The sequence below is a fragment of the Serinibacter arcticus genome (genome assembly GCF_004786095.1).
GTDB classification, from domain to species: Bacteria; Actinomycetota; Actinomycetes; order Actinomycetales; family Beutenbergiaceae; genus Litorihabitans; species Litorihabitans arcticus.
This window is the reverse complement of record NZ_RHPJ01000001.1, coordinates 642,326-660,658: the sequence shown is the minus strand read 5'-3', so window position 1 is coordinate 660,658 and position 18,333 is coordinate 642,326. Positions and strand designations below refer to the sequence as shown.

Annotated in this window: 16 protein-coding genes; all 16 read left to right on the top strand. The window is 72.2% G+C overall.

Translation table 11 applies throughout. The annotated features are described in order from the left end of the window. Positions 1-5: 5 nt before the first annotated feature. The 16 genes from SERN_RS03105 to SERN_RS03030 all read left to right on the top strand — a co-directional run bounded on the left by SERN_RS03105 (position 6) and on the right by SERN_RS03030 (position 18,322). Positions 6-560 carry an NADH-quinone oxidoreductase subunit B gene (locus tag SERN_RS03105; protein WP_135848629.1) on the top strand — a complete coding sequence of 185 codons (555 nt, stop codon included), beginning with the start codon at positions 6-8 and terminating at the stop codon, positions 558-560. Next, positions 557-1,315, top strand: coding sequence for an NADH-quinone oxidoreductase subunit C (locus SERN_RS03100; RefSeq protein WP_135848628.1), 759 nt, complete (start codon positions 557-559; stop codon positions 1,313-1,315). Before SERN_RS03105 ends, SERN_RS03100 begins: the two co-directional genes overlap by 4 nt. After that, a complete protein-coding gene (locus SERN_RS03095; protein ID WP_135848627.1) occupies positions 1,312-2,667 on the top strand; it encodes an NADH-quinone oxidoreductase subunit D in 1,356 nt (451 codons plus the stop codon). Before SERN_RS03100 ends, SERN_RS03095 begins: the two co-directional genes overlap by 4 nt. Next, entirely contained in the window at positions 2,664-3,569 is a 906-nt protein-coding gene (gene nuoE / locus SERN_RS03090; RefSeq protein ID WP_135848626.1) for an NADH-quinone oxidoreductase subunit NuoE, read from the top strand. The genes SERN_RS03095 and nuoE overlap by 4 nt, the downstream gene beginning before the upstream one ends. Continuing rightward, positions 3,566-4,870 carry an NADH-quinone oxidoreductase subunit NuoF gene (nuoF, locus tag SERN_RS03085; RefSeq protein WP_135848625.1) on the top strand — a complete coding sequence of 435 codons (1,305 nt, stop codon included), beginning with the start codon at positions 3,566-3,568 and terminating at the stop codon, positions 4,868-4,870. Before nuoE ends, nuoF begins: the two co-directional genes overlap by 4 nt. Further along, entirely contained in the window at positions 4,867-7,386 is a 2,520-nt protein-coding gene (locus SERN_RS03080; protein ID WP_135848624.1) for an NADH-quinone oxidoreductase subunit G, read from the top strand. The genes nuoF and SERN_RS03080 overlap by 4 nt, the downstream gene beginning before the upstream one ends. Then, positions 7,383-8,726, top strand: coding sequence for an NADH-quinone oxidoreductase subunit NuoH (gene nuoH / locus SERN_RS03075; RefSeq protein WP_135848623.1), 1,344 nt, complete (start codon positions 7,383-7,385; stop codon positions 8,724-8,726). The genes SERN_RS03080 and nuoH overlap by 4 nt, the downstream gene beginning before the upstream one ends. Beyond that, complete coding sequence (gene nuoI, locus SERN_RS03070; RefSeq protein ID WP_135848622.1) at positions 8,719-9,402, top strand: NADH-quinone oxidoreductase subunit NuoI; 684 nt, start codon at positions 8,719-8,721, stop codon at positions 9,400-9,402. Before nuoH ends, nuoI begins: the two co-directional genes overlap by 8 nt. Further along, entirely contained in the window at positions 9,399-10,271 is an 873-nt protein-coding gene (locus SERN_RS03065; RefSeq protein WP_269846116.1) for an NADH-quinone oxidoreductase subunit J, read from the top strand. Before nuoI ends, SERN_RS03065 begins: the two co-directional genes overlap by 4 nt. Further along, positions 10,268-10,567 (top strand): NADH-quinone oxidoreductase subunit NuoK, encoded by a 300-nt coding sequence (nuoK, locus tag SERN_RS03060; protein WP_135848621.1) that lies wholly within the window; start codon positions 10,268-10,270, stop codon positions 10,565-10,567. The genes SERN_RS03065 and nuoK overlap by 4 nt, the downstream gene beginning before the upstream one ends. Positions 10,568-10,574: 7 nt before the next feature. Then, a complete protein-coding gene (gene nuoL / locus SERN_RS03055; protein ID WP_135848620.1) occupies positions 10,575-12,491 on the top strand; it encodes an NADH-quinone oxidoreductase subunit L in 1,917 nt (638 codons plus the stop codon). Positions 12,492-12,504: 13 nt separating this feature from the next. Beyond that, positions 12,505-14,031 carry an NADH-quinone oxidoreductase subunit M gene (locus SERN_RS03050; RefSeq protein WP_135848619.1) on the top strand — a complete coding sequence of 509 codons (1,527 nt, stop codon included), beginning with the start codon at positions 12,505-12,507 and terminating at the stop codon, positions 14,029-14,031. Continuing rightward, complete coding sequence (nuoN, locus tag SERN_RS03045) at positions 14,028-15,611, top strand: NADH-quinone oxidoreductase subunit NuoN (RefSeq protein ID WP_135848618.1); 1,584 nt, start codon at positions 14,028-14,030, stop codon at positions 15,609-15,611. The genes SERN_RS03050 and nuoN overlap by 4 nt, the downstream gene beginning before the upstream one ends. 8 nt (positions 15,612-15,619) lie before the next feature. Next, entirely contained in the window at positions 15,620-16,633 is a 1,014-nt protein-coding gene (locus tag SERN_RS03040) for a polyprenyl synthetase family protein (protein WP_135848990.1), read from the top strand. Positions 16,634-16,647: 14 nt separating this feature from the next. Further along, complete coding sequence (locus tag SERN_RS03035; protein ID WP_135848617.1) at positions 16,648-17,433, top strand: putative protein N(5)-glutamine methyltransferase; 786 nt, start codon at positions 16,648-16,650, stop codon at positions 17,431-17,433. A 97-nt stretch (positions 17,434-17,530) separates the two neighbouring features. Next, on the top strand, positions 17,531-18,322 hold the full coding sequence (locus SERN_RS03030) for an HAD-IIA family hydrolase (RefSeq protein ID WP_135848616.1): 792 nt from the start codon (positions 17,531-17,533) through the stop codon (positions 18,320-18,322). Positions 18,323-18,333 lie beyond the last annotated feature (11 nt).

Here is an 18,333-nt window from a genome sequence, read left to right as displayed (position 1 = left end):
TCATCGTGGCCGGTATCGAGGAGAAGGCACCAGGTTTCGCGCTCGGCACGATCAGCGACCTGGTGGGGCTCGCCCGCAAGGCGTCGATGTGGCCCGTCACGATGGGTCTGGCGTGCTGCGCGATCGAGATGATGGCCACGGGCGGCGCCCGGTTCGACATCTCGCGGTTCGGCATGGAGGTGTTCCGCGCCTCCCCGCGCCACGCCGACGTCATGATCGTCTCCGGTCGCCTGTCGCAGAAGATGGCGCCCGTGGTCCGCCAGGTCTACGACCAGATGGCCGGTCCCAAGTGGGTCATCTCGATGGGCGCGTGCGCCTCCTCCGGCGGGATGTTCAACAACTACGCGATCGTCCAGGGCTGCGACCACATCGTGCCCGTGGACATCTACCTCCCCGGCTGCCCGCCCCGGCCCGAGATGCTGCTGCACGCGATCCTCGAGCTCCACGAGCAGGTCAAGAACACCCCGCTCGGGCTCGACCGCGTGAAGGCGGCCCGCGCCGTCGAGGCCGCCGCGCTGGCCGCGGTGCCGGTCCAGGCGCAGAAGGGCCTGCTCGCGTGACGACACCGAACGTGCCGCAGGGCCCGGCCGGCGGCAGCCAGGCCGGCTCGGACCTCGGCCTGACCCCCGTCACGCGCGGCGGGCAGAGCCTCGGCGACCTCGTCGCCAAGCGGCAGGGGCTGTTCGGCAACGACGGCTCCGGCGACACGTCGGGCTTCGGCGGGCTCGTGTCCACCGTGGTCCTCGGCGTCCCGAGCGAGCGGCCGTACGGCGGCTGGTTCGACGACGTCGTCGACATCCTGGCCGAGTCGCTCGCCGACCGCGGACTCGCCTACGACGACGCCGTGGCCAAGGTCGTGGTGGACCACGGCCAGCTGACGCTCGAGATCCGGCGCGAGCACATCGTCGCCGTCTGCCGGACGCTGCGCGACGAGCAGGACCTCCGGTTCGAGCTGTGTCTCGGCGTCAACGGCGTGCACTACCCGAGCGACGTCGGGCGCGAGCTGCACGTGATCTACCCGCTGCGGTCGATCACGCACTCGCCGCGCACGCTGTGCCTCGAGGTCGCGGTGCCCGACTCCGATCCGCACGTTCCCTCCACCACGGACGTCTACCCGACCAACGACTGGCACGAGCGCGAGGCCTGGGACTTCTTCGGGATCGTCTTCGACGGCCACCCCGCCCTGGCTCGCATCGCGATGCCGGACGACTGGGTCGGCCACCCGCAGCGCAAGGACTACCCGCTGGGCGGGATCCCGGTGGAGTACAAGGGCGCCACCATTCCCCCGGCGGACGAGCGGAGGTCCTACCGATGAGCACCACGGGCTTCGACAGCGACGTCGACAGCGAGGCGGACGGCACCGAGGGTGTCCGCACGTTCACCGCCAACGGCGGCGACTGGGCCGCGATCGCCGAGGAGGCGGCGCGCCTGGGCGAGGAGCGCATCGTCGTCAACATGGGTCCGCAGCACCCCTCCACGCACGGCGTGCTCCGCCTGATCCTGGAGATCGACGGCGAGACCGTGCGCGAGGCCCGCGTCGGCATCGGCTACCTCCACACGGGCATCGAGAAGAACATGGAGTTCCGCACCTGGACCCAGGGCGTGACCTTCTGCACCCGGATGGACTACGTCGCCCCGTTCTTCCAGGAGGTCGGCTACTGCCTGGCTGTCGAGAAGCTGCTCGGCATCGAGGCGCCCGAGCGCGCCACGCTCGTGCGCGTGCTGCTGATGGAGCTGCAGCGGGCGGCGTCGCACCTCGTCGCGATCGCCACCGGCGGAAACGAGCTCGGCGCCACCACGATCATGATCGAGGGCTTCCAGGCGCGCGAGGAGATCCTCAAGATCTTCGAGCTCGTCTCCGGTCTCCGCATGAACCACGCCTACATCCGCCCGGGCGGCCTGGCGCAGGACGTCCCGCCGGGCACCACGCAGGCCATCCGCGACATGCTGCCGCGCTTCCGCAAGCACGTGAAGCACCTGCACATGCTGATGGACTCCAACCCCATCTTCGCGGGCCGCGCCAAGGGCGTGGGCTATCTGCCGCTGTCGACCGCGCTCTCGCTCGGTGTCACCGGTCCGATCCTGCGCTCGGCCGGGCTGCCGTTCGACCTGCGCAAGGACGATCCGTACTGCGGGTACGAGACCTACGACTTCGACGTCCCGACCTCGACCGACGCCGACGCCTTCGCCCGTGTGATGCTCCGCTTCGACGAGATCGACGAGTCCCTGAAGATCGCGATGCAGGTCGTCGAGCGCCTGGAGAAGCAGGACCGCGACGGGCAGAGCCACCCGGTGATGGTGGACGACCCGGCCATCGCCTGGCCCGCGCAGCTCGCGATCGGCCCGGACGGCCAGGGCAACTCCGCCGCCCACATCCGCAAGATCATGGGCCAGTCGATGGAGTCCCTCATCCACCACTTCAAGCTGGTGACCGAGGGCTTCCGTGTGCCGGCCGGGCAGGTCTACCAGCAGATCGAGCACGCCAAGGGCGTGCTCGGCATCCACCTGGTCTCCGACGGCGCGACGCGGCCCTACCGCGCGCACTTCCGCGACCCGTCCTTCACCAACCTGCAGTCCCTCGCGGCCATGTGCGAGGGCGGGCAGATCGCCGACGTCGTCGTCGCCGTCGCCTCCATCGACCCCGTCCTGGGAGGGGTGGACCGATGACCACCGAGTCGCCGTCGCACGCCGCGCCCACCGTGGCCCCAGGAGCGTCCTACCCCGAGGACGTCGCGGTGCGCCTGCGCGCCGACGCCGCCGTGGTCGTGGCGCGCTACCCGGACGAGCGCTCCGCGCTCCTGCCGCTGCTGCACCTCATCCAGTCGGTGGACTCGTTCGTCTCGCCGCGCGGTGTGGCGTTCTGCGCCGACGTGCTGGGCCTCTCCCGGGCCGAGGTCTCCGCCGTCGCCACGTTCTACAGCCAGTACAAGCGCAAGCCCAACGGTCGATACACGGTCGGGGTCTGCACGAACACGCTGTGCGCCGTCATGGGCGGCGACGACGTGTACGACGCCGTCAGCGCCCACCTCGGGCTCGGCAACGACGAGACGACGCCGGACGGCGTGGTGACCCTCGAGCGCCTCGAGTGCAACGCCGCGTGCGACTACGCACCGGTCGTGATGGTCAACTGGGAGTTCTTCGACAACGTCACCCCCGACAGCGCCGTCGACCTCGTGGACCGCCTCCGGGACGGTCAGGCCGTCACCGCCTCGCGCGGCCCCGTCGTCCAGGACTTCCGCGCGGTCTCGCGCGTGCTGGCCGGGTTCGAGGACGGTCTGGTCGACGACGGTCCGGGCGCCGGCGACGCCACGCTCGTGGGCCTGCGGATCTCCCGCGAGCACGACTGGCGCGCACCGGCCTACCCCTCCGACGCGACGCAGGACGAGGCCGACACGGCCGACGCCGTCGGGCACGGCGACGGAAGGACGGGTCTGCACGAGGTGGGCGAGGAGCAGTCCTCGTCCGATCACGCGGCGGCGACGCCGTCGGAGAGCACGGTGGGGCAGCGACCCGACCAGCCCGTCGACGACGACGCCAAGGCCGACGACACGAAGGGGCAGGCGACGTGACGAACTCCCACAGCACCCTCACCCCGGTCCTCACGGACATCTGGGACGCCCCGCGCTCCTGGACGCTCGCGACGTACCGGGACCACCGCGGCTACGAGGCGCTCGCGAAGGCGCGGGACACGGCGCAGGCCGACCTCGTCGAGCTGGTCAAGGGCTCCGGTCTGCGCGGCCGCGGCGGCGCCGGGTTCCCGACCGGGCTGAAGTGGAGCTTCCTGCCGGCGCCCGACGGCGGCCCGCGCTACCTGGTCGTCAACGCCGACGAGTCCGAGCCGGGCACGTGCAAGGACGTCCCGCTCATGATGGCCAACCCGCACGTGCTCGTGGAGGGTGTGGCGATCACGTCGTACGCCATCGGCTGCGACCACGCGTTCATCTACCTGCGCGGCGAGGTCGTGCACGTCTACCGCCGGCTGCTCGCTGCCGTGCGCGAGGCGAAGGAGGCCGGCCTGCTCGGCGACCTCGAGATCACCGTGCACGCGGGCGCCGGCGCCTACATCTGCGGTGAGGAGACGGCGCTGCTGGACTCCCTCGAGGGTCGGCGCGGCCAGCCGCGCCTCAAGCCGCCGTTCCCCGCCGTCGCGGGCCTGTACGCCCGGCCGACGGTCGTGAACAACGTCGAGACCATCGCCTCGATCCCCGCCATGGTGCTGGGCGGCTCGGAGTGGTTCGCCGGGCTCGGCACGCCCAAGAGCGCGGGCCACGGCATCTTCTCGCTGTCGGGCCACGTCACGCGCCCCGGACAGTACGAGGCGCCGCTCGGCATCACGCTGCGCCAGCTGCTCGAGCTCGCTGGCGGCGTCCGTGCCGGCCACCGGCTGAAGTTCTGGACCCCCGGGGGATCCTCGACGCCGCTGCTGACGCAGGAGCACCTGGACGTCCCGCTGGACTACGAGGGCGTCGCCGGTGCGGGCTCCATGCTCGGCACGCGCGCGCTGCAGATCTTCGACGAGACGGTCTCGGTCGTGCGCGCGGTGAGCCGCTGGATCGACTTCTACAAGCACGAGTCCTGCGGCAAATGCACGCCGTGCCGCGAGGGCACGTTCTGGCTGCAGCAGATCATGCACCGGCTCGAGGAGGGCCGCGGCACCGCCGACGACCTCCAGTCGCTGTCCGACATCGCGGGCAACATCCTGGGCCGCAGCTTCTGCGCGCTGGGCGACGCCGCCGCGACGCCGATCCAGAGCGGCCTGACGTACTTCCGCGACGAGTTCGAGGCCGGCTGCCACACGCCGGCGCGCGAGCTGTTCCCGCCGCACCGCTCCGTGCTGCACGCGACGGACTCCGAGGAGGTTCCGGCATGACCGCCACCCAGCCCGACTCGCGCGCCGGCGAGCGCACCCCGGTGCCGCTGGTCGAGGTGACGATCGACGGCGTCGTGACCGAGGTGCCGAAGGGGACCCTGGTGATCCGCGCGGCCGAGGACATCGGCATCGCGATCCCGCGGTTCTGCGACCACCCGCTCCTGAAGCCGGCCGGCGCGTGCCGGCAGTGCCTGGTCGACGTCGCGATGCCCGACCGCGAGGGCAACGTCCGCCCGATGCCGAAGCCCCAGGCCTCGTGCACGCTCGAGGTGACGCCCGGCATGGTCGTCAGCACGCAGCTGACGAGCGAGACGGCGGACGCCGCCCAGCGCGGCGTGATGGAGTTCCTGCTCATCAACCACCCGCTCGACTGCCCGATCTGCGACAAGGGCGGTGAGTGCCCGCTGCAGAACCAGGCGATGAGCCACGGACGCGGCACGACGCGCTTCGTCGACGTCAAGCGCACCTTCCCCAAGCCGCTGAGCATCTCCACCCAGGTGCTGCTCGACCGCGAACGCTGCATCCTGTGCCAGCGCTGCACCCGGTTCTCCGACGAGATCGCCGGCGACCCGTTCATCGACCTGCAGATGCGCGGGGCGCGCCAGCAGATCGGCACCTTCGACGAGACGGTGCTCGGCTTCGAGGGGCAGGCGCCCGTGGGCGACGCCCAGATCGACGTCTCCGGCCGCCCGTTCGCGTCCTACTTCTCGGGCAACACGATCCAGATCTGCCCCGTCGGTGCGCTGACGTCGGCCGCCTACCGCTTCCGCGCCCGCCCGTTCGACCTCGTCTCGGCCCCGGCCGTGGCGGAGCACGACGCGTGCGGCGCCGACATCCGCGTCGACCACCGCCGCGGCGTGGTCCTGCGCCGGCTCGCCGGCAACGACCCGGCCGTGAACGAGGAGTGGATCAGCGACAAGGACCGGTTCGCGTTCCACTGGCAGTCCGCCGCCGACCGCCTCGTCGCGCCGCTGGTGCGCGAGCACGGCGGCCGCGGCGATACGGACGATGCGCTGGTGGAGACCTCCTGGGCCGATGCGCTCGACGTCGCCGCCACGCTGATCGCCGAGCGCCGCGGCCGGCTCGCCGCCCTGCCCGGCGGACGCGGCACGCTCGAGGACGCGCTCGCGTGGAGCGCGTTCACCCGCGTCGTGCTCGGCACGAACGACGTCGACTTCCGCTCCCGCGCCTACGGCGACGCCGCCGAGGAGCAGGTGCTCGGTTCCCACGTGGCCGGCTCCGGCATCGCCGTCACCTACGCGGACCTCGAGGGCGCCGACGTCCTGCTCGCCGGGCTCGAGCCCGAGGAGGAGGCCGCCACGATCTTCCTGCGGCTGCGCAAGGGCGTGCTCGCCGGACGCGCCAGCGTCCGCACCGTCGCACCGCTGCTGTCCGGCGGGGCGAGCAAGCTGCGCGCCGACCTCCTCACCGCCGCGCCGGGCACCGAGGCCGAGGTGCTGGACGCCGTCGCCGAGCTCGGCTCGGCCGATCGTCCGGGCGTGGTGCTCGTGGGGGAGCGGCTCGCCGCCGCCCCCGGCGGCCTCGCCGCCGCCGTCCGGCTGGCGGAGCGCACCGGTGCTCGCCTGGCCTGGGTGCCGCGCCGGGCGGGCGACCGCGCCGCGCTCGAGGCGGGGCTGCTCCCGCGTCTGCTGCCCGGTGGTCGTCCGGTCGACGACGCCGCGGCCCGCGCCGAGGTCGCCGCCGCCTGGGGCGCGGACGAGCTGCCCGCGCAGCCCGGCCGCGACCTGACGGGCATCCTGGCCGCGCTCGCCGCGGGGGAGCTCGACGGTGTCGTGATCGGCGGCGTCGATCTCGACGACCTGCCCGACCCCGTCGCCGCGCGCGCCGCCCTCGCGGCCGTCCGCGCCGCCGGGGGAGTGGTCGTCCAGCTCGAGGTCCGCACGTCCTGCGTGACGCCGTACGCCGACGTCGTCCTCCCGGTCGCGCCGCCGAGCGAGAAGTCCGGCACCTACCTGACGTGGGAGGGCCGCCCGCGGCCGTTCGCCGAGGTCTTCGCGACCTCCGCGATGTCGGACGCCGCGGTCCTCGGCCTCGTCGCCGCCGAGCTCGGCCTGGGGTGGGCCGACGACGGTGCCGCAAAGGCGCCCGCCGCCTGGACGGGTGCACGGCTGACCGTCGACGCGACGCGCGGGGCCGCGGCGGACGCCGTCGAGCCGCCGGCGCTCGGAGCGGGGCAGGCCGTGCTCGCGACCTGGAAGCTGCTGCTCGACGGTGGTCGCGGCCAGGACGAGGAGCCGCACCTGGCCGGCACCGCTCGCCGCGCCGTCGCCCAGCTCTCGCCCGCGACCGCCGCCGCGCTCGGCGTCACCGGGGCCGAGCGCGTGACCGTCCGCGGTCCGCGCGGTGAGCTCACCTACCCCCTGGTCGTGGCACCGATGGCCGACGGCGTGGTCTGGGTCCCGACCCGGCCTCGCTCGACGGGCGCCGGATCCGACACGCTCGACGTCGCCACCCTCGGCGCCCGCGCCGGCGAGATCGTGGAGGTCCGCGCATGAACCACGGGGTCGTCGCCGACTTCTCCCAGGAGACCTGGTGGATCTCGGTCATCAAGGCCGTCGCCATCCTGGTGTTCCTGCTGCTCAGCGTGCTCATCGCGATCTGGGCCGAGCGTCGGGTGCTCGCGCGCATGCAGATCCGCCCCGGGCCGAACGTCCACGGGCCGTTCGGTCTGCTGCAGTCGCTCGCCGACGCCATGAAGCTCCTCCTCAAGGAGGACCTGACGGTCAAGGCCGCGGACAAGTTCGTCTACGTCCTGGCGCCGCTCATCACGGTGTTCGCCTCGCTGCTCGTCTTCGCGGTCATCCCGTTCGGGCCCGAGGTCAGCGTGTTCGGCGTCGTGACGCCGCTGCAGCTCACCGACCTCCCGGTCTCGGTCCTCTACATCCTGGCCGTGACCTCGTTCGGCGTGTACGGCATCATGCTCGGCGGCTGGGCCTCCGGCTCGACCTACCCGCTGCTCGGCTCCGTCCGCGGTACCGCCCAGGTCATCTCCTACGAGCTCGCGATGGGCCTGTCGCTCGTGAGCGTGTTCATCGTCTCGGGGTCGATGTCGACCTCGGCCATCGTGGAGTCGCAGCAGGGCTTCTGGTGGGCGGTCGCACTGCTGCCCGCGTTCGCCGTCTACCTCGTCTCGATGGTCGGGGAGACCAACCGTCTCCCGTTCGACCTGCCCGAGGCCGAGGGCGAGCTCGTGGCCGGTCACATGACCGAGTACTCCTCGATGAAGTTCGCCTGGTTCTTCCTGGCCGAGTACATCAACATGTTCAACGTCGCCGCCGTCGCCACCACGCTGTTCCTCGGCGGCTGGCGCGCCCCGTGGCCCATCTCCGCGATCAACGACGGGATGTTCAACGAGGGCTGGTGGCCCGTCCTGTGGTTCCTGGCCAAGCTCTGGCTCGTGATGTTCTTCTTCTTCTGGCTCAGGGGAACGCTGCTGCGCTTCCGCTACGACCAGTTCATGAACATCGGCTGGAAGGTGCTCATCCCGATCGCCCTGGTGTGGCTCGTCGCCGTCGCCGGCGTGCAGGCGGTGCGCCAGTTCGCCGATGTCGACCTGCGGACCACCCTGATGTGGATCGGGATCCCGCTCGTGGTGGTCCTGGCCCTCCTGCTGCTCTGGCCCGAGAAGAAGGCGCCACCGGAAGCCGCGGGGCCGAGCGAGCCCGAGGAGATCGACGCCTTCGCCGAGGGCTTCCCCGTCCCGCCGCTGCCCGGTCAGGTGCTGCCGCCGTCGCCGCGGCGCGCCGTCCTCAGCGTGACCGCGCCGGCCGCCACGGCCACGACCACCACCCCGACCGCCACGACGACGTCCGACGAGGAGGCCAGCGATGGCTGAGGAGAAGAAGAGCTCGACATCGTCGGGGCCGTCAGGAATCGGGAGGGCGCTGAGCGAGCTGCTCGCCCCCGTCGCCGGGTTCGGCGTGACGTTCTCGAACATGTTCCGGCCGGCCGTGACCGAGCAGTACCCGTTCGTCAAGCACCCGACCGCGCCGCGCTACCACGGGCGGCACCAGCTCAACCGGTACCCGGACGGGCTGGAGAAGTGCATCGGGTGCGAGCTGTGCGCGTGGGCCTGCCCGGCCGACGCGATCTTCGTCGAGGGTGGCGACAACACGCCCGACGGCCAGTACTCCCCGGGCGAGCGGTACGGCCGCGTCTACCAGATCAACTACCTGCGCTGCATCTTCTGCGGTCTGTGCATCGAGGCCTGCCCGACGCGTGCGCTCACGATGGGCAACGACTTCGAGCTCGCCGGACCCACGCGCGAGGGCCTCATCTTCACCAAGGAGGACCTGCTCGCGCCCCTGAAGGAGGGCATGCTCGCCGCGCCGCACCCCATGGTCGAGGGCACGACCGACGGCGACTACTACCGCGGCGACGTCACGGCCCCCACCTCGGCGCAGGTCGACTGGGTCGCCGAGCAGCGCCCGGAGGACCCGACGCTCGAGGCCGCGGGTCGCGCTGCGGCGTCGGACACCTCGGGACCGTCGGCGCGGAAGGGCGCGAAGTGACCGAGAGCGCCGTGGGCTCGGGAGGCGAGCTCGTCCTGTTCTGTATCATCGGCCCCCTCATGGTGGTGGCGGCGCTCGCGCTGCTGTTCGCGCGCAAGCCCGTGCACGCCGCCGTCGGCCTGATCTTCGTCATGATCGGCATGGCGTTCCTCTACACCGCGCTCGAGGCGCCGTTCCTCGGCGTCGCCCAGGTGGTCGTCTACACCGGCGCGATCATGATCCTGTTCGTGTTCGTGCTGATGCTCGTGGGCGTCGACGCCGCCGACTCGGTCGCGGAGACGATCAGGGGTCAGCGCTGGATCGCCGTCGCCCTCGGAGCCGGACTCGTCGCGGTGCTCGCCGGCGTCGTGCTCACGGCCAACCTGCCGCCCGCCGTCGGGCTGGAGGAGGCGAACGCCATGACCAACCCGGTCGGCGTCGCGTACGAGATCTTCGGCAGCACCGTGTTCGCGCTCGAGCTCGTCGGCGTCCTGCTGATCACCGCCGCGCTCGGGGCCATCACGCTGACCCACAAGGAGCGTCTCTCGGCGATCCGGGACCAGCGGGCCACCGTGCGGCTGCGACAGCGCGCATATGCGCGCGGCGAAGGTTCGCAGGTGCTCACGCCCGCTCCCGCGCCCGGCGTCTACGCGCTGCACAACGCGGCCGACGTCCCCGCGCTGGACCCCGAGGGCAACCCGATCGACATCTCCGTGCCGCGCGTGCTGCGCATCCGCGGCCAGGAGCTCGCCCCCGCCGACGTCGACGGCCACGTCGCCTCGATCGCGAGCGGCACCTTCGTGCAACCGGTCGCGTCCCCGCCGGCCCCGTCGCCCGACACGTCCGACCCCGCCGCGGGTCGGACCGACGAGGAGGGGGGCGAGCGATGAGCCTGATGCACTACCTGGTGCTGTCCGGGATCCTGTTCACGATCGGCGCGGTCACGGTTCTCGTGCGCCGCAACGCGATCCTCGCCTTCATGGGCGTCGAGCTCATGCTCAACTCCTGCAACCTGGCGCTCGTGGCGTTCAGCCGGGTGCACGGCACGCTGACCGGGCAGGTGATGGCCTTCTACGTGATGGTCGTGGCCGCCGCCGAGGTCGTCGTCGGCCTCGCGATCATCGTCTCCATCTACCGCGCGCGTCGGACGGTCTCCGTCGACGAGCCGAGCCTGCTGAGGAACTGAGCCAGCCATGATCGATCTCGCCTGGCTCGTCGTCGCCATCCCCCTGGCCTCGTCCGCCCTCCTGCTGCTCCTGGGCCGCCGCAGCGACGCCTGGGGTCACCTCCTGGCGACGCTCGCGGCGGTCGCGTCCTTCGTCGTCGGGCTGCTCGTCGTCCTGGAGGTCCTCGGGCAGAGCCCCGAGGAGCGCATCAACGACGTCCACCTCTTCTCGTGGATCCCGGCCGGGGAGCTGAGCATCGACGCCGGCCTCCGCGTCGACCCGTTGTCGCTGACCTTCGTCATGCTGATCACGTTCGTGGGCTCGCTGATCCACGTGTACTCGATCGGGTACATGACGCACGACCCGGCCCGCCGCCGGTTCTTCGCCTACCTCAACCTGTTCGTGGCCGCGATGCTCGTGCTGGTGCTCGCCGACTCCTACGCGCTGCTGTTCGTCGGCTGGGAGGGGGTGGGCCTCGCGTCCTACCTGCTCATCGGCTTCTGGAACCACAACACCGACTACGCGGTCGCCGCCAAAAAGGCGTTCGTGATGAACCGCGTGGGCGACATGGGCCTCATCGTCGCGATGGGCCTGATGTTCGCGAGCCTCGGCACCGTGAGCTTCTCCGGCGTCGACGCCGCGGCGAGCGGTCTGAGCACGCCGATGGCGACGGCGATCGGCCTGCTGCTGCTGCTCGGGGCGTGCGGCAAGTCGGCGCAGTTCCCGCTGCAGGCGTGGCTGGGGGACGCCATGGCCGGCCCGACGCCGGTCTCCGCCCTCATCCACGCCGCGACCATGGTCACGGCGGGCGTCTACCTCATCGTCCGCGCGGACTCGATCTTCTCCGCCGCCCCGACGGCGCAGCTCGTCACCGCGTGCGTCGGCGCATTCACGCTGCTGCTCGGCGCGGCGATCGCGTGCGGCAAGGACGACATCAAGAAGTCGCTCGCCGGCTCCACGATGTCCCAGATCGGCTACATGGTGCTGGCGGCCGGGCTCGGCCCGATCGGCTACGCCTACGCGATCTTCCACCTCGTCACGCACGGCTTCTTCAAGGCCGGTCTGTTCCTCGGGGCCGGTTCGGTGATGCACGCCAACGGCGACTCCACCGACATGCGGACCTACGGGGGGCTGCGCAAGGTCATGCTCGTGACCTGGGCGACGTTCGCCGTCTGCTGGCTCGCGATCATCGGAGTCCCGCCGTTCGCCGGCTTCTACAGCAAGGACAAGATCATCGAGACGGCGTTCGTCGGCGAGGGCTGGCAGCCGTGGGTGTTCGGCGGCGCGGCCCTGGTGGGCGCGGCCGTGACGGCGTTCTACATGTCGCGGATGTTCTTCATGACCTTCCACGGCAAGGCCCGCTGGGTCGACGAGGCCTCCAAGCTGGGCGCCGACGACCCGCGCCCGCGCCGCCACCCGCACGAGTCCCCGCTCGTCATGACGCTCCCGGTCGTGGTCCTCGCGATCGGCGCCGTCAGCCTCGGCTTCCTGCTCAGCCTCGGAGACGGGATCACAGGGTGGCTCGAGCCCGTGACCGGTCATGTCGACCACCCCGAGCCCGTGCTGCCCGTCCCCGTGATCCTCACGGCCACCCTGGTGCTGGTGGCGGCCGGCGTCGCGCTGGCCTGGCGCCAGTACGGTATGAACACCGTGCCGCTGACCGCACCGGCCGGGAGCCCGCTGACGCGCGCCGCGCGCCGCGACTTCTTCGCCGACGACGTCAACGAGGCCCTCGCGATGCGGCCCGGTCAGCACCTCACCCGCACGCTGGTCTACGCCGACACGGCGGTGGTCGACGGCGCCGTCACCGGTGCCGCGGCCGGCACCGTGGCCTCGGGCCGCGTGCTGCGGAAGCTGCAGAACGGCTACGTGCGCAGCTACGCCGCCATGATCCTTGCCGGCGTGGTCATCGCCGGCGCCGTCCTGCACCTCGTGCGCCTGTAGGAGAGGAGGAGACGTGAGCTCGCTTCCCTGGATCACCATCCTGATCGCCGTCCCCCTCGTCGCAGCACTCGTGCTGTGGCTCGTCCCCGGACTCCACCGGTTCGCCCGCCCCGTCGGGCTCGCCGTCTCGCTCGTCACGCTGGGCGGGGCCGTCGCCATGGCGACCGGCTTCGACCCCTCGCGCGCCGGTGAGCAGCAGCTCACCCAGACCGTGGGCTGGATCCCGTCGATCGGGGCGAGCTACGCCGTCGGGCTCAACGGCCTCGGCCTCGTGATGGTGCTGCTCGCCCTCGCGCTGGTGCCGATCGTGCTCGCGGCCGACTGGCACGCCGTCCCCGACGCGAGCGAGGCCGACCGCCGAGCCACCGACCGCCGCCGGGCCACCTTCGTGGCGCTCGTGCTGGCGCTCGCCTCGCTCATGGTCGCGGTGTTCGCCGCACGCGACGTGTTCCTGTTCTACGTGGTGTTCGAGGTCATGCTCATCCCGGTGTACTTCCTGGTCGGCATGTTCGGCGGTGCCAACCGCCGCTCCGCCGCGGTGAAGTTCCTCGTCTACTCCCTCGCGGGCGGGCTGATCATGCTCGTCGGCGTCGTGATGCTCTACCTCCAGGGCCCCGGCGGCCCGCAGGGCTTCCTCATCGACAACCTCGCGGGCGTCGTGAGCGACCCGACGACGGAGCGCTGGCTGTTCGTCGCGTTCTTCGTCGCGTTCGCGGTGAAGGCACCGATGTGGCCCGTGCACACCTGGCTGCCTGACACCACGGCCCAGGCAACGCCCGGCACCTCCACGCTGCTGGTCGGCGTGCTGGACAAGGTCGGCACCTTCGGGATGCTCGCCCTGTGCCTACCGCTGTTCCCGGGCGCCGCCCGCTGGGCCGCACCGGCGATCGTCGTCCTCGCGCTGATCTCGATCGTCTACGGCGCGCTCGTGGCGATCGGCCAGCAGGACATGATGCGCTTCATCGCCTTCACGTCGATCTCGCACTTCGGCTTCATCGTGCTGGGCATCTTCGTCGGCTCCGAGGTCGCGATGACCGGGGCGATGTTCTACATGCTCGCGCACGGCCTCTCGATCGCCGGGTTGTTCCTGCTCGCCGGCTACCTCGCCGAGCGCGGCGGCTCCCGACGCATCGACGCCTACGGCGGCTGGCAGCGCGTGACGCCGGTCCTGGCCGGGCTGTTCCTCGTCTCGGGCATGGCCTCGGTGGCGCTGCCCGGGCTGTCGGGCTTCATCGGCGAGTACCTCGTGCTGGTGGGCAGCTTCGCGTCCTCGATCCCGGCGGCCGCCGTCGCCACGCTCGGGGTCGTGCTCGCCGCCCTCTACTTCCTGCTCGTCTACCAGCGGGTGTTCACGGGTCAGCCGCGTGCCGAGATCGCGCAGGCGCGCGCCGACGGCGCGCTGCGCGACCTCGGGGCGCGCGAGCGCTGGAGCCTGGTGCCCGTCGTGGTGGCCATGGTGGTGCTGGGCGTGCTGCCCGGCCCGGTGCTGGACCTGTTGACCCCGCTCGCGCAGGTGCTCGCCCTGGGAGGCGCCCAGTGACCACGTTCCAGCCCCCCGTCATCGACTGGGCCGCGCTCACGCCGGTCCTGGTGATCGTCGGCGCCGGCGTCCTCGGAGTCCTCGTCGCGGCGTTCGCGCCGGCCGCGCGGCGCCGCAGCATCCAGGTCGTCGTCGCCCTGCTGGCGCCGCTCGCGGCCCTGGGTGCGGTCGCCTGGCGCTGGAGCGAGGTGGTCGGCGGTGGCGAGTCCACGTTCGTGGCCGGTCAGCTCGCCGAGGACGGTTTCGGCCTCGCGGCCCAGATGATCCTGCTCGTCATCGCCCTGGTCGGGTTCGCCGTGCTCGCCTCGCGGCTGCCGGGCGGCGAGGACGCGTTCACGCCGCAGGGTGCCTCGGCACCCGGTTCGGCCTACGAGGAGGCGGCGCGCAAGGCCGGTCTCGAGCAGACCGAGGTCTACCCGCTGGCGCTGTTCAGCCTCGCGGGCATGCTCGTCTTCACGATGGCGAACGACCTCCTGGTGCTGTTCGTCGCCCTCGAGGTGCTCTCGCTCCCGCTGTACGTGCTGACCGCGCTGGCCCGGCGTCGCCGCGTGCTGTCGCAGGAGGCCGCGCTGAAGTACTTCCTGCTCGGCGCCTTCTCCTCGGCGATCTTCCTGTTCGGCGTCGCGCTCCTGTTCGGCTACTCCGCCTCGCTCACCTACGCGGACATCGGCACGGCCGCCACGGCGAGCGTCGGGATGGACGGGATGGCCGTCGTCGGCCTCCTGATGGTCCTGACCGGTCTGCTCTTCAAGGTCGGCGCCGTGCCGTTCCACGCGTGGGTCCCCGACGTCTACCAGGGTGCGCCGACGCCCGTGACCGGCTTCATGGCCGCCGCCACCAAGACCGCCGCGTTCGCCGCGATCGCCCGCCTGCTGTACGTCGCGGCGCCGGGCTTCGCGTGGGACGTGGAGCCCGCGCTGTGGGTCGTGGCGATCGCCTCGATGCTCGTGGGCACCGTGCTGGCGATCGTGCAGACCGACATCAAGCGGACGCTGGCCTACTCCTCGGTCGCGCACGCCGGGTTCGCGCTCGTCGCGATCGTCTCGCTGCCCGAGGGTGGTCCTGACGCGCTGCTGTTCTACCTGCTCGCCTACAGCTTCGCCACCGTCGGTGCCTTCGCCGTCGTCACGCTCGTGCGCGAGCGCGACGACGCCGGGAACGTCACCGGCGAGGCCACGCACCTGTCGCAGTGGGCGGGCCTCGGCCGCCGCAGCCCGGTGCTGGCCGCCGCGATGGCGCTGTTCCTGCTGTCGTTCGCCGGCATCCCGCTGACGGCCGGGTTCCTGGGCAAGTTCACCGCGTTCGTCGCCGCGGCCGACGGCGGCGCGTGGCCGCTCGTCGCGGTCGCGGTGCTCGCCTCGATCGCCGCCGCGTTCTTCTACGTGCGCGTGATCGTGCTCATGTTCTTCACCCGGCCCGAGGAGTCCGACGAGCCGCAGCGCCAGCGCGCGCAGGCCGTCGCGCCCGGTGCGCTCACGCGCGTCGCGCTCGTCGTGTGCGCCGCGGGCACCCTCGTGCTCGGCGTCTGGCCGACCCCGGTTCTCGACCTGCTCGCGCAGGCGGCTAGATTCGTCGTGTGAGCCCGCGCGTGAACCAAGGACCCCTCCCCCTGAGCGACCCCGGGCTGGAGCAGGTCCTGCTCGACGGGCTCGCGGAGATCGAGAGCCGGCTCGACGTGGCGGTGTCGCGCACGCGCGTGCTCGGCGACGCGCCCTCGCGCCACCTGCTGTCCGCGGGTGGCAAGCGGATGCGCCCGGCGCTCGCGCTGCTGACCGCCCAGCTCGGCACCGGGACGTCGGAGGAGGTCCTCGAGGCCGCCGTCGGCGTCGAGCTCACCCACCTCGCCTCGCTGTACCACGACGACGTGATGGACTCGGCGACCACGCGTCGCGGTGCCCCGAGCGCGCACCAGGTGTGGGGCAACTCCGTCGCGATCCTCGCGGGTGACCTGCTGTTCGCGCGCGCCTCGCAGACCGTGGCCGGCCTCGGGGCCACCGCCGTGAAGATCCAGGCCGAGACGTTCGAGCGCCTGTGCGTGGGGCAGCTCCAGGAGACGATCGGACCGCAGGACGGCGAGGACCCGGTCGAGCACCACCTCGAGGTCCTCGCGGGCAAGACCGGGTCGCTCATCGCGGCCGCCGCCCACTTCGGCGCGCTGTTCGGCGGCCTGACGGGGGAGCGGCTGCGTGCCGTCGTGGCGTACGGCGAGCGCGTGGGCGTGGCGTTCCAGCTGGCCGACGACGTGCTCGACCTCGCCTCCTCGGCCGAGGTGCTCGGCAAGATCCCCGGCACCGACCTGCGCGAGGGCGTGCCGACGATGCCCGTCCTGCTGCTGCGCCGGGCCGGCTCCGACGCCGACGACTCCGGCATCGACGACGAGGGCCGCGCGATCCTCGCCGCGCTCGACGGCGACCTGCACTCCGACGAGGCGCTCGCCGCCGTCGTCGCCAGGCTCGCCGCGCACCCCGTGATGGAGCAGGCGCGCGAGATGGCGCGGGGCTCCTCGCGCGACGCCGTCGCCGCGCTCGACGTGATCGAGAGCTCGCCCGCGAAGGACGCGCTGCGCGAGTTCGCCGACCTCGTGGTCGAGCGTCTGGCCTGAGGCCGCGGGCCGCCATGACGTCCGACGCGGGCAGCGGAGCGCCGGTCGAACCGCTCGTCGCGCGGCTGCGTGCCGCCGGGTGCGTCTACGCCGAGGACGAGGCCGCCGCGCTGCGCGAGCTCCCGCCCGAGCGGCTCGAGGCCTCCGTCCGACGCCGCGAGGCGGGAGAGCCGCTCGAGCACGTGCTCGGGTGGGTGGAGCTCGGCGGACGTCGGCTCGCGATCGAACCCGGCGTGTTCGTCCCGCGGCAGCGCACGCTGCTGCTCGTGGCCGAGGCGGTCCGGCTGACGCCTCCGGGATCGCGCGTCCTGGACCTGTGCTGCGGGTGCGGCGCGGTCGGCAGGCTGCTGGCCGAGCGGGTGCCCGGACTGCACCTGGACGCGGCCGACGTCGACGAGCGCGCGGTCGCCGTCGCGCGCCGCAACCTCGCTCCCGTGGGGGGCCGCGTGTGGTGCGGCGACCTCGTCGATCCGCTGCCGACGGCGCTGCGCGGTGCGCTCGCGACCATCACCGCCAACGTCCCCTACGTCCCGAGCGGCGCGGAGCACCTCGTGCCCGGGGACCTGCGAGCGGCCGAACCGCGGTTCACGCGCGACGGCGGGGAGGACGGCCTCGACGTCCTGCGTCGCGTGGCGGCGGTGGCGGCGTCGTGGCTCGCACTTGGCGGCCACGTGCTGAGCGAGGTGGCCGAGCACCAGGTGCCCGCGGCGGTGGCGGTCCTGGCAGCGGCGGGGCTGACGCCCGCGCACGTCGTGGACGACGACGGCACCGCCGTGGTCGTGGGCGCCCGACGGCGCTGACGGGGCTGACGGGGCTGACGGGGCTGACGCGGACACGGCCTCGGGGGCAGGATGGTGGCGACGACAGACGGTCGCCACAAGGACCCCAGGAGCCGAGATGTCCCGACGCGACGAGATCCAGTGCTGGCTGACCGACATGGACGGTGTGCTGGTCCACGAGAACCACGCGCTGCCGGGGGCGGCCGAGCTGCTGGAGCAGTGGGCGACCGAGGACCGGCCGTTCCTGGTGCTGACGAACAACTCGATCTTCACGCCGCGCGACCTCAGCGCCCGGCTGCGAGCGTCCGGCCTGATCGTGCCCGAGGAGGCGATCTGGACCTCGGCCCTGGCGACGGCGGACTTCTGCGCCTCGCAGATGCCCGGCGGCTCGGCGTTCGTGATCGGCGAGGCCGGCATCACCACGGCCCTGCACGAGGCCGGGTTCATCATGACCGAGACCGACCCCGACTACGTGGTGGTCGGGGAGACCCGGAACTACTCCTTCGAGGCGATCACCAAGGCGATCCGGCTCATCGGTGCGGGTGCACGCTTCATCGCCACCAACCCGGACGCCACCGGCCCCTCGGCCGACGGGCCGATGCCCGCCACGGGAGCCATCGCCGCGCTGATCACGAAGGCCACGGGACGCGAGCCCTACGTGGTGGGCAAGCCCAACCCGATGATGTTCCGCTCGGCCATGAACCGCATCGGCGCGCACTCCGAGAACACCGCCATGATCGGCGACCGGATGGACACCGACATCGTCGCGGGCATCGAGGCGGGCCTGCACACGATCCTGGTCCTCACGGGCATCAGCGACGAGGCCGAGATCAACCGCTACCCGTTCCGGCCCGACGAGGTCATCTCCGGTGTCGGTGAGCTGGTGCGGCACCCGCGGTCCGCAGTCTGACGCCGGGCCCG

Coding starts and splice junctions, on each gene's coding strand:
- SERN_RS03095 (WP_135848627.1), top strand. CDS start 1,312: ATGAGCACCACGGGCTTCGACAGCGACGTCGACAGCGAGGCGGACGGC.
- nuoE (WP_135848626.1), top strand. CDS start 2,664: ATGACCACCGAGTCGCCGTCGCACGCCGCGCCCACCGTGGCCCCAGGA.
- SERN_RS03080 (WP_135848624.1), top strand. CDS start 4,867: ATGACCGCCACCCAGCCCGACTCGCGCGCCGGCGAGCGCACCCCGGTG.
- nuoH (WP_135848623.1), top strand. CDS start 7,383: ATGAACCACGGGGTCGTCGCCGACTTCTCCCAGGAGACCTGGTGGATC.
- nuoI (WP_135848622.1), top strand. CDS start 8,719: ATGGCTGAGGAGAAGAAGAGCTCGACATCGTCGGGGCCGTCAGGAATC.
- nuoK (WP_135848621.1), top strand. CDS start 10,268: ATGAGCCTGATGCACTACCTGGTGCTGTCCGGGATCCTGTTCACGATC.
- nuoL (WP_135848620.1), top strand. CDS start 10,575: ATGATCGATCTCGCCTGGCTCGTCGTCGCCATCCCCCTGGCCTCGTCC.
- SERN_RS03035 (WP_135848617.1), top strand. CDS start 16,648: ATGACGTCCGACGCGGGCAGCGGAGCGCCGGTCGAACCGCTCGTCGCG.
- SERN_RS03030 (WP_135848616.1), top strand. CDS start 17,531: ATGTCCCGACGCGACGAGATCCAGTGCTGGCTGACCGACATGGACGGT.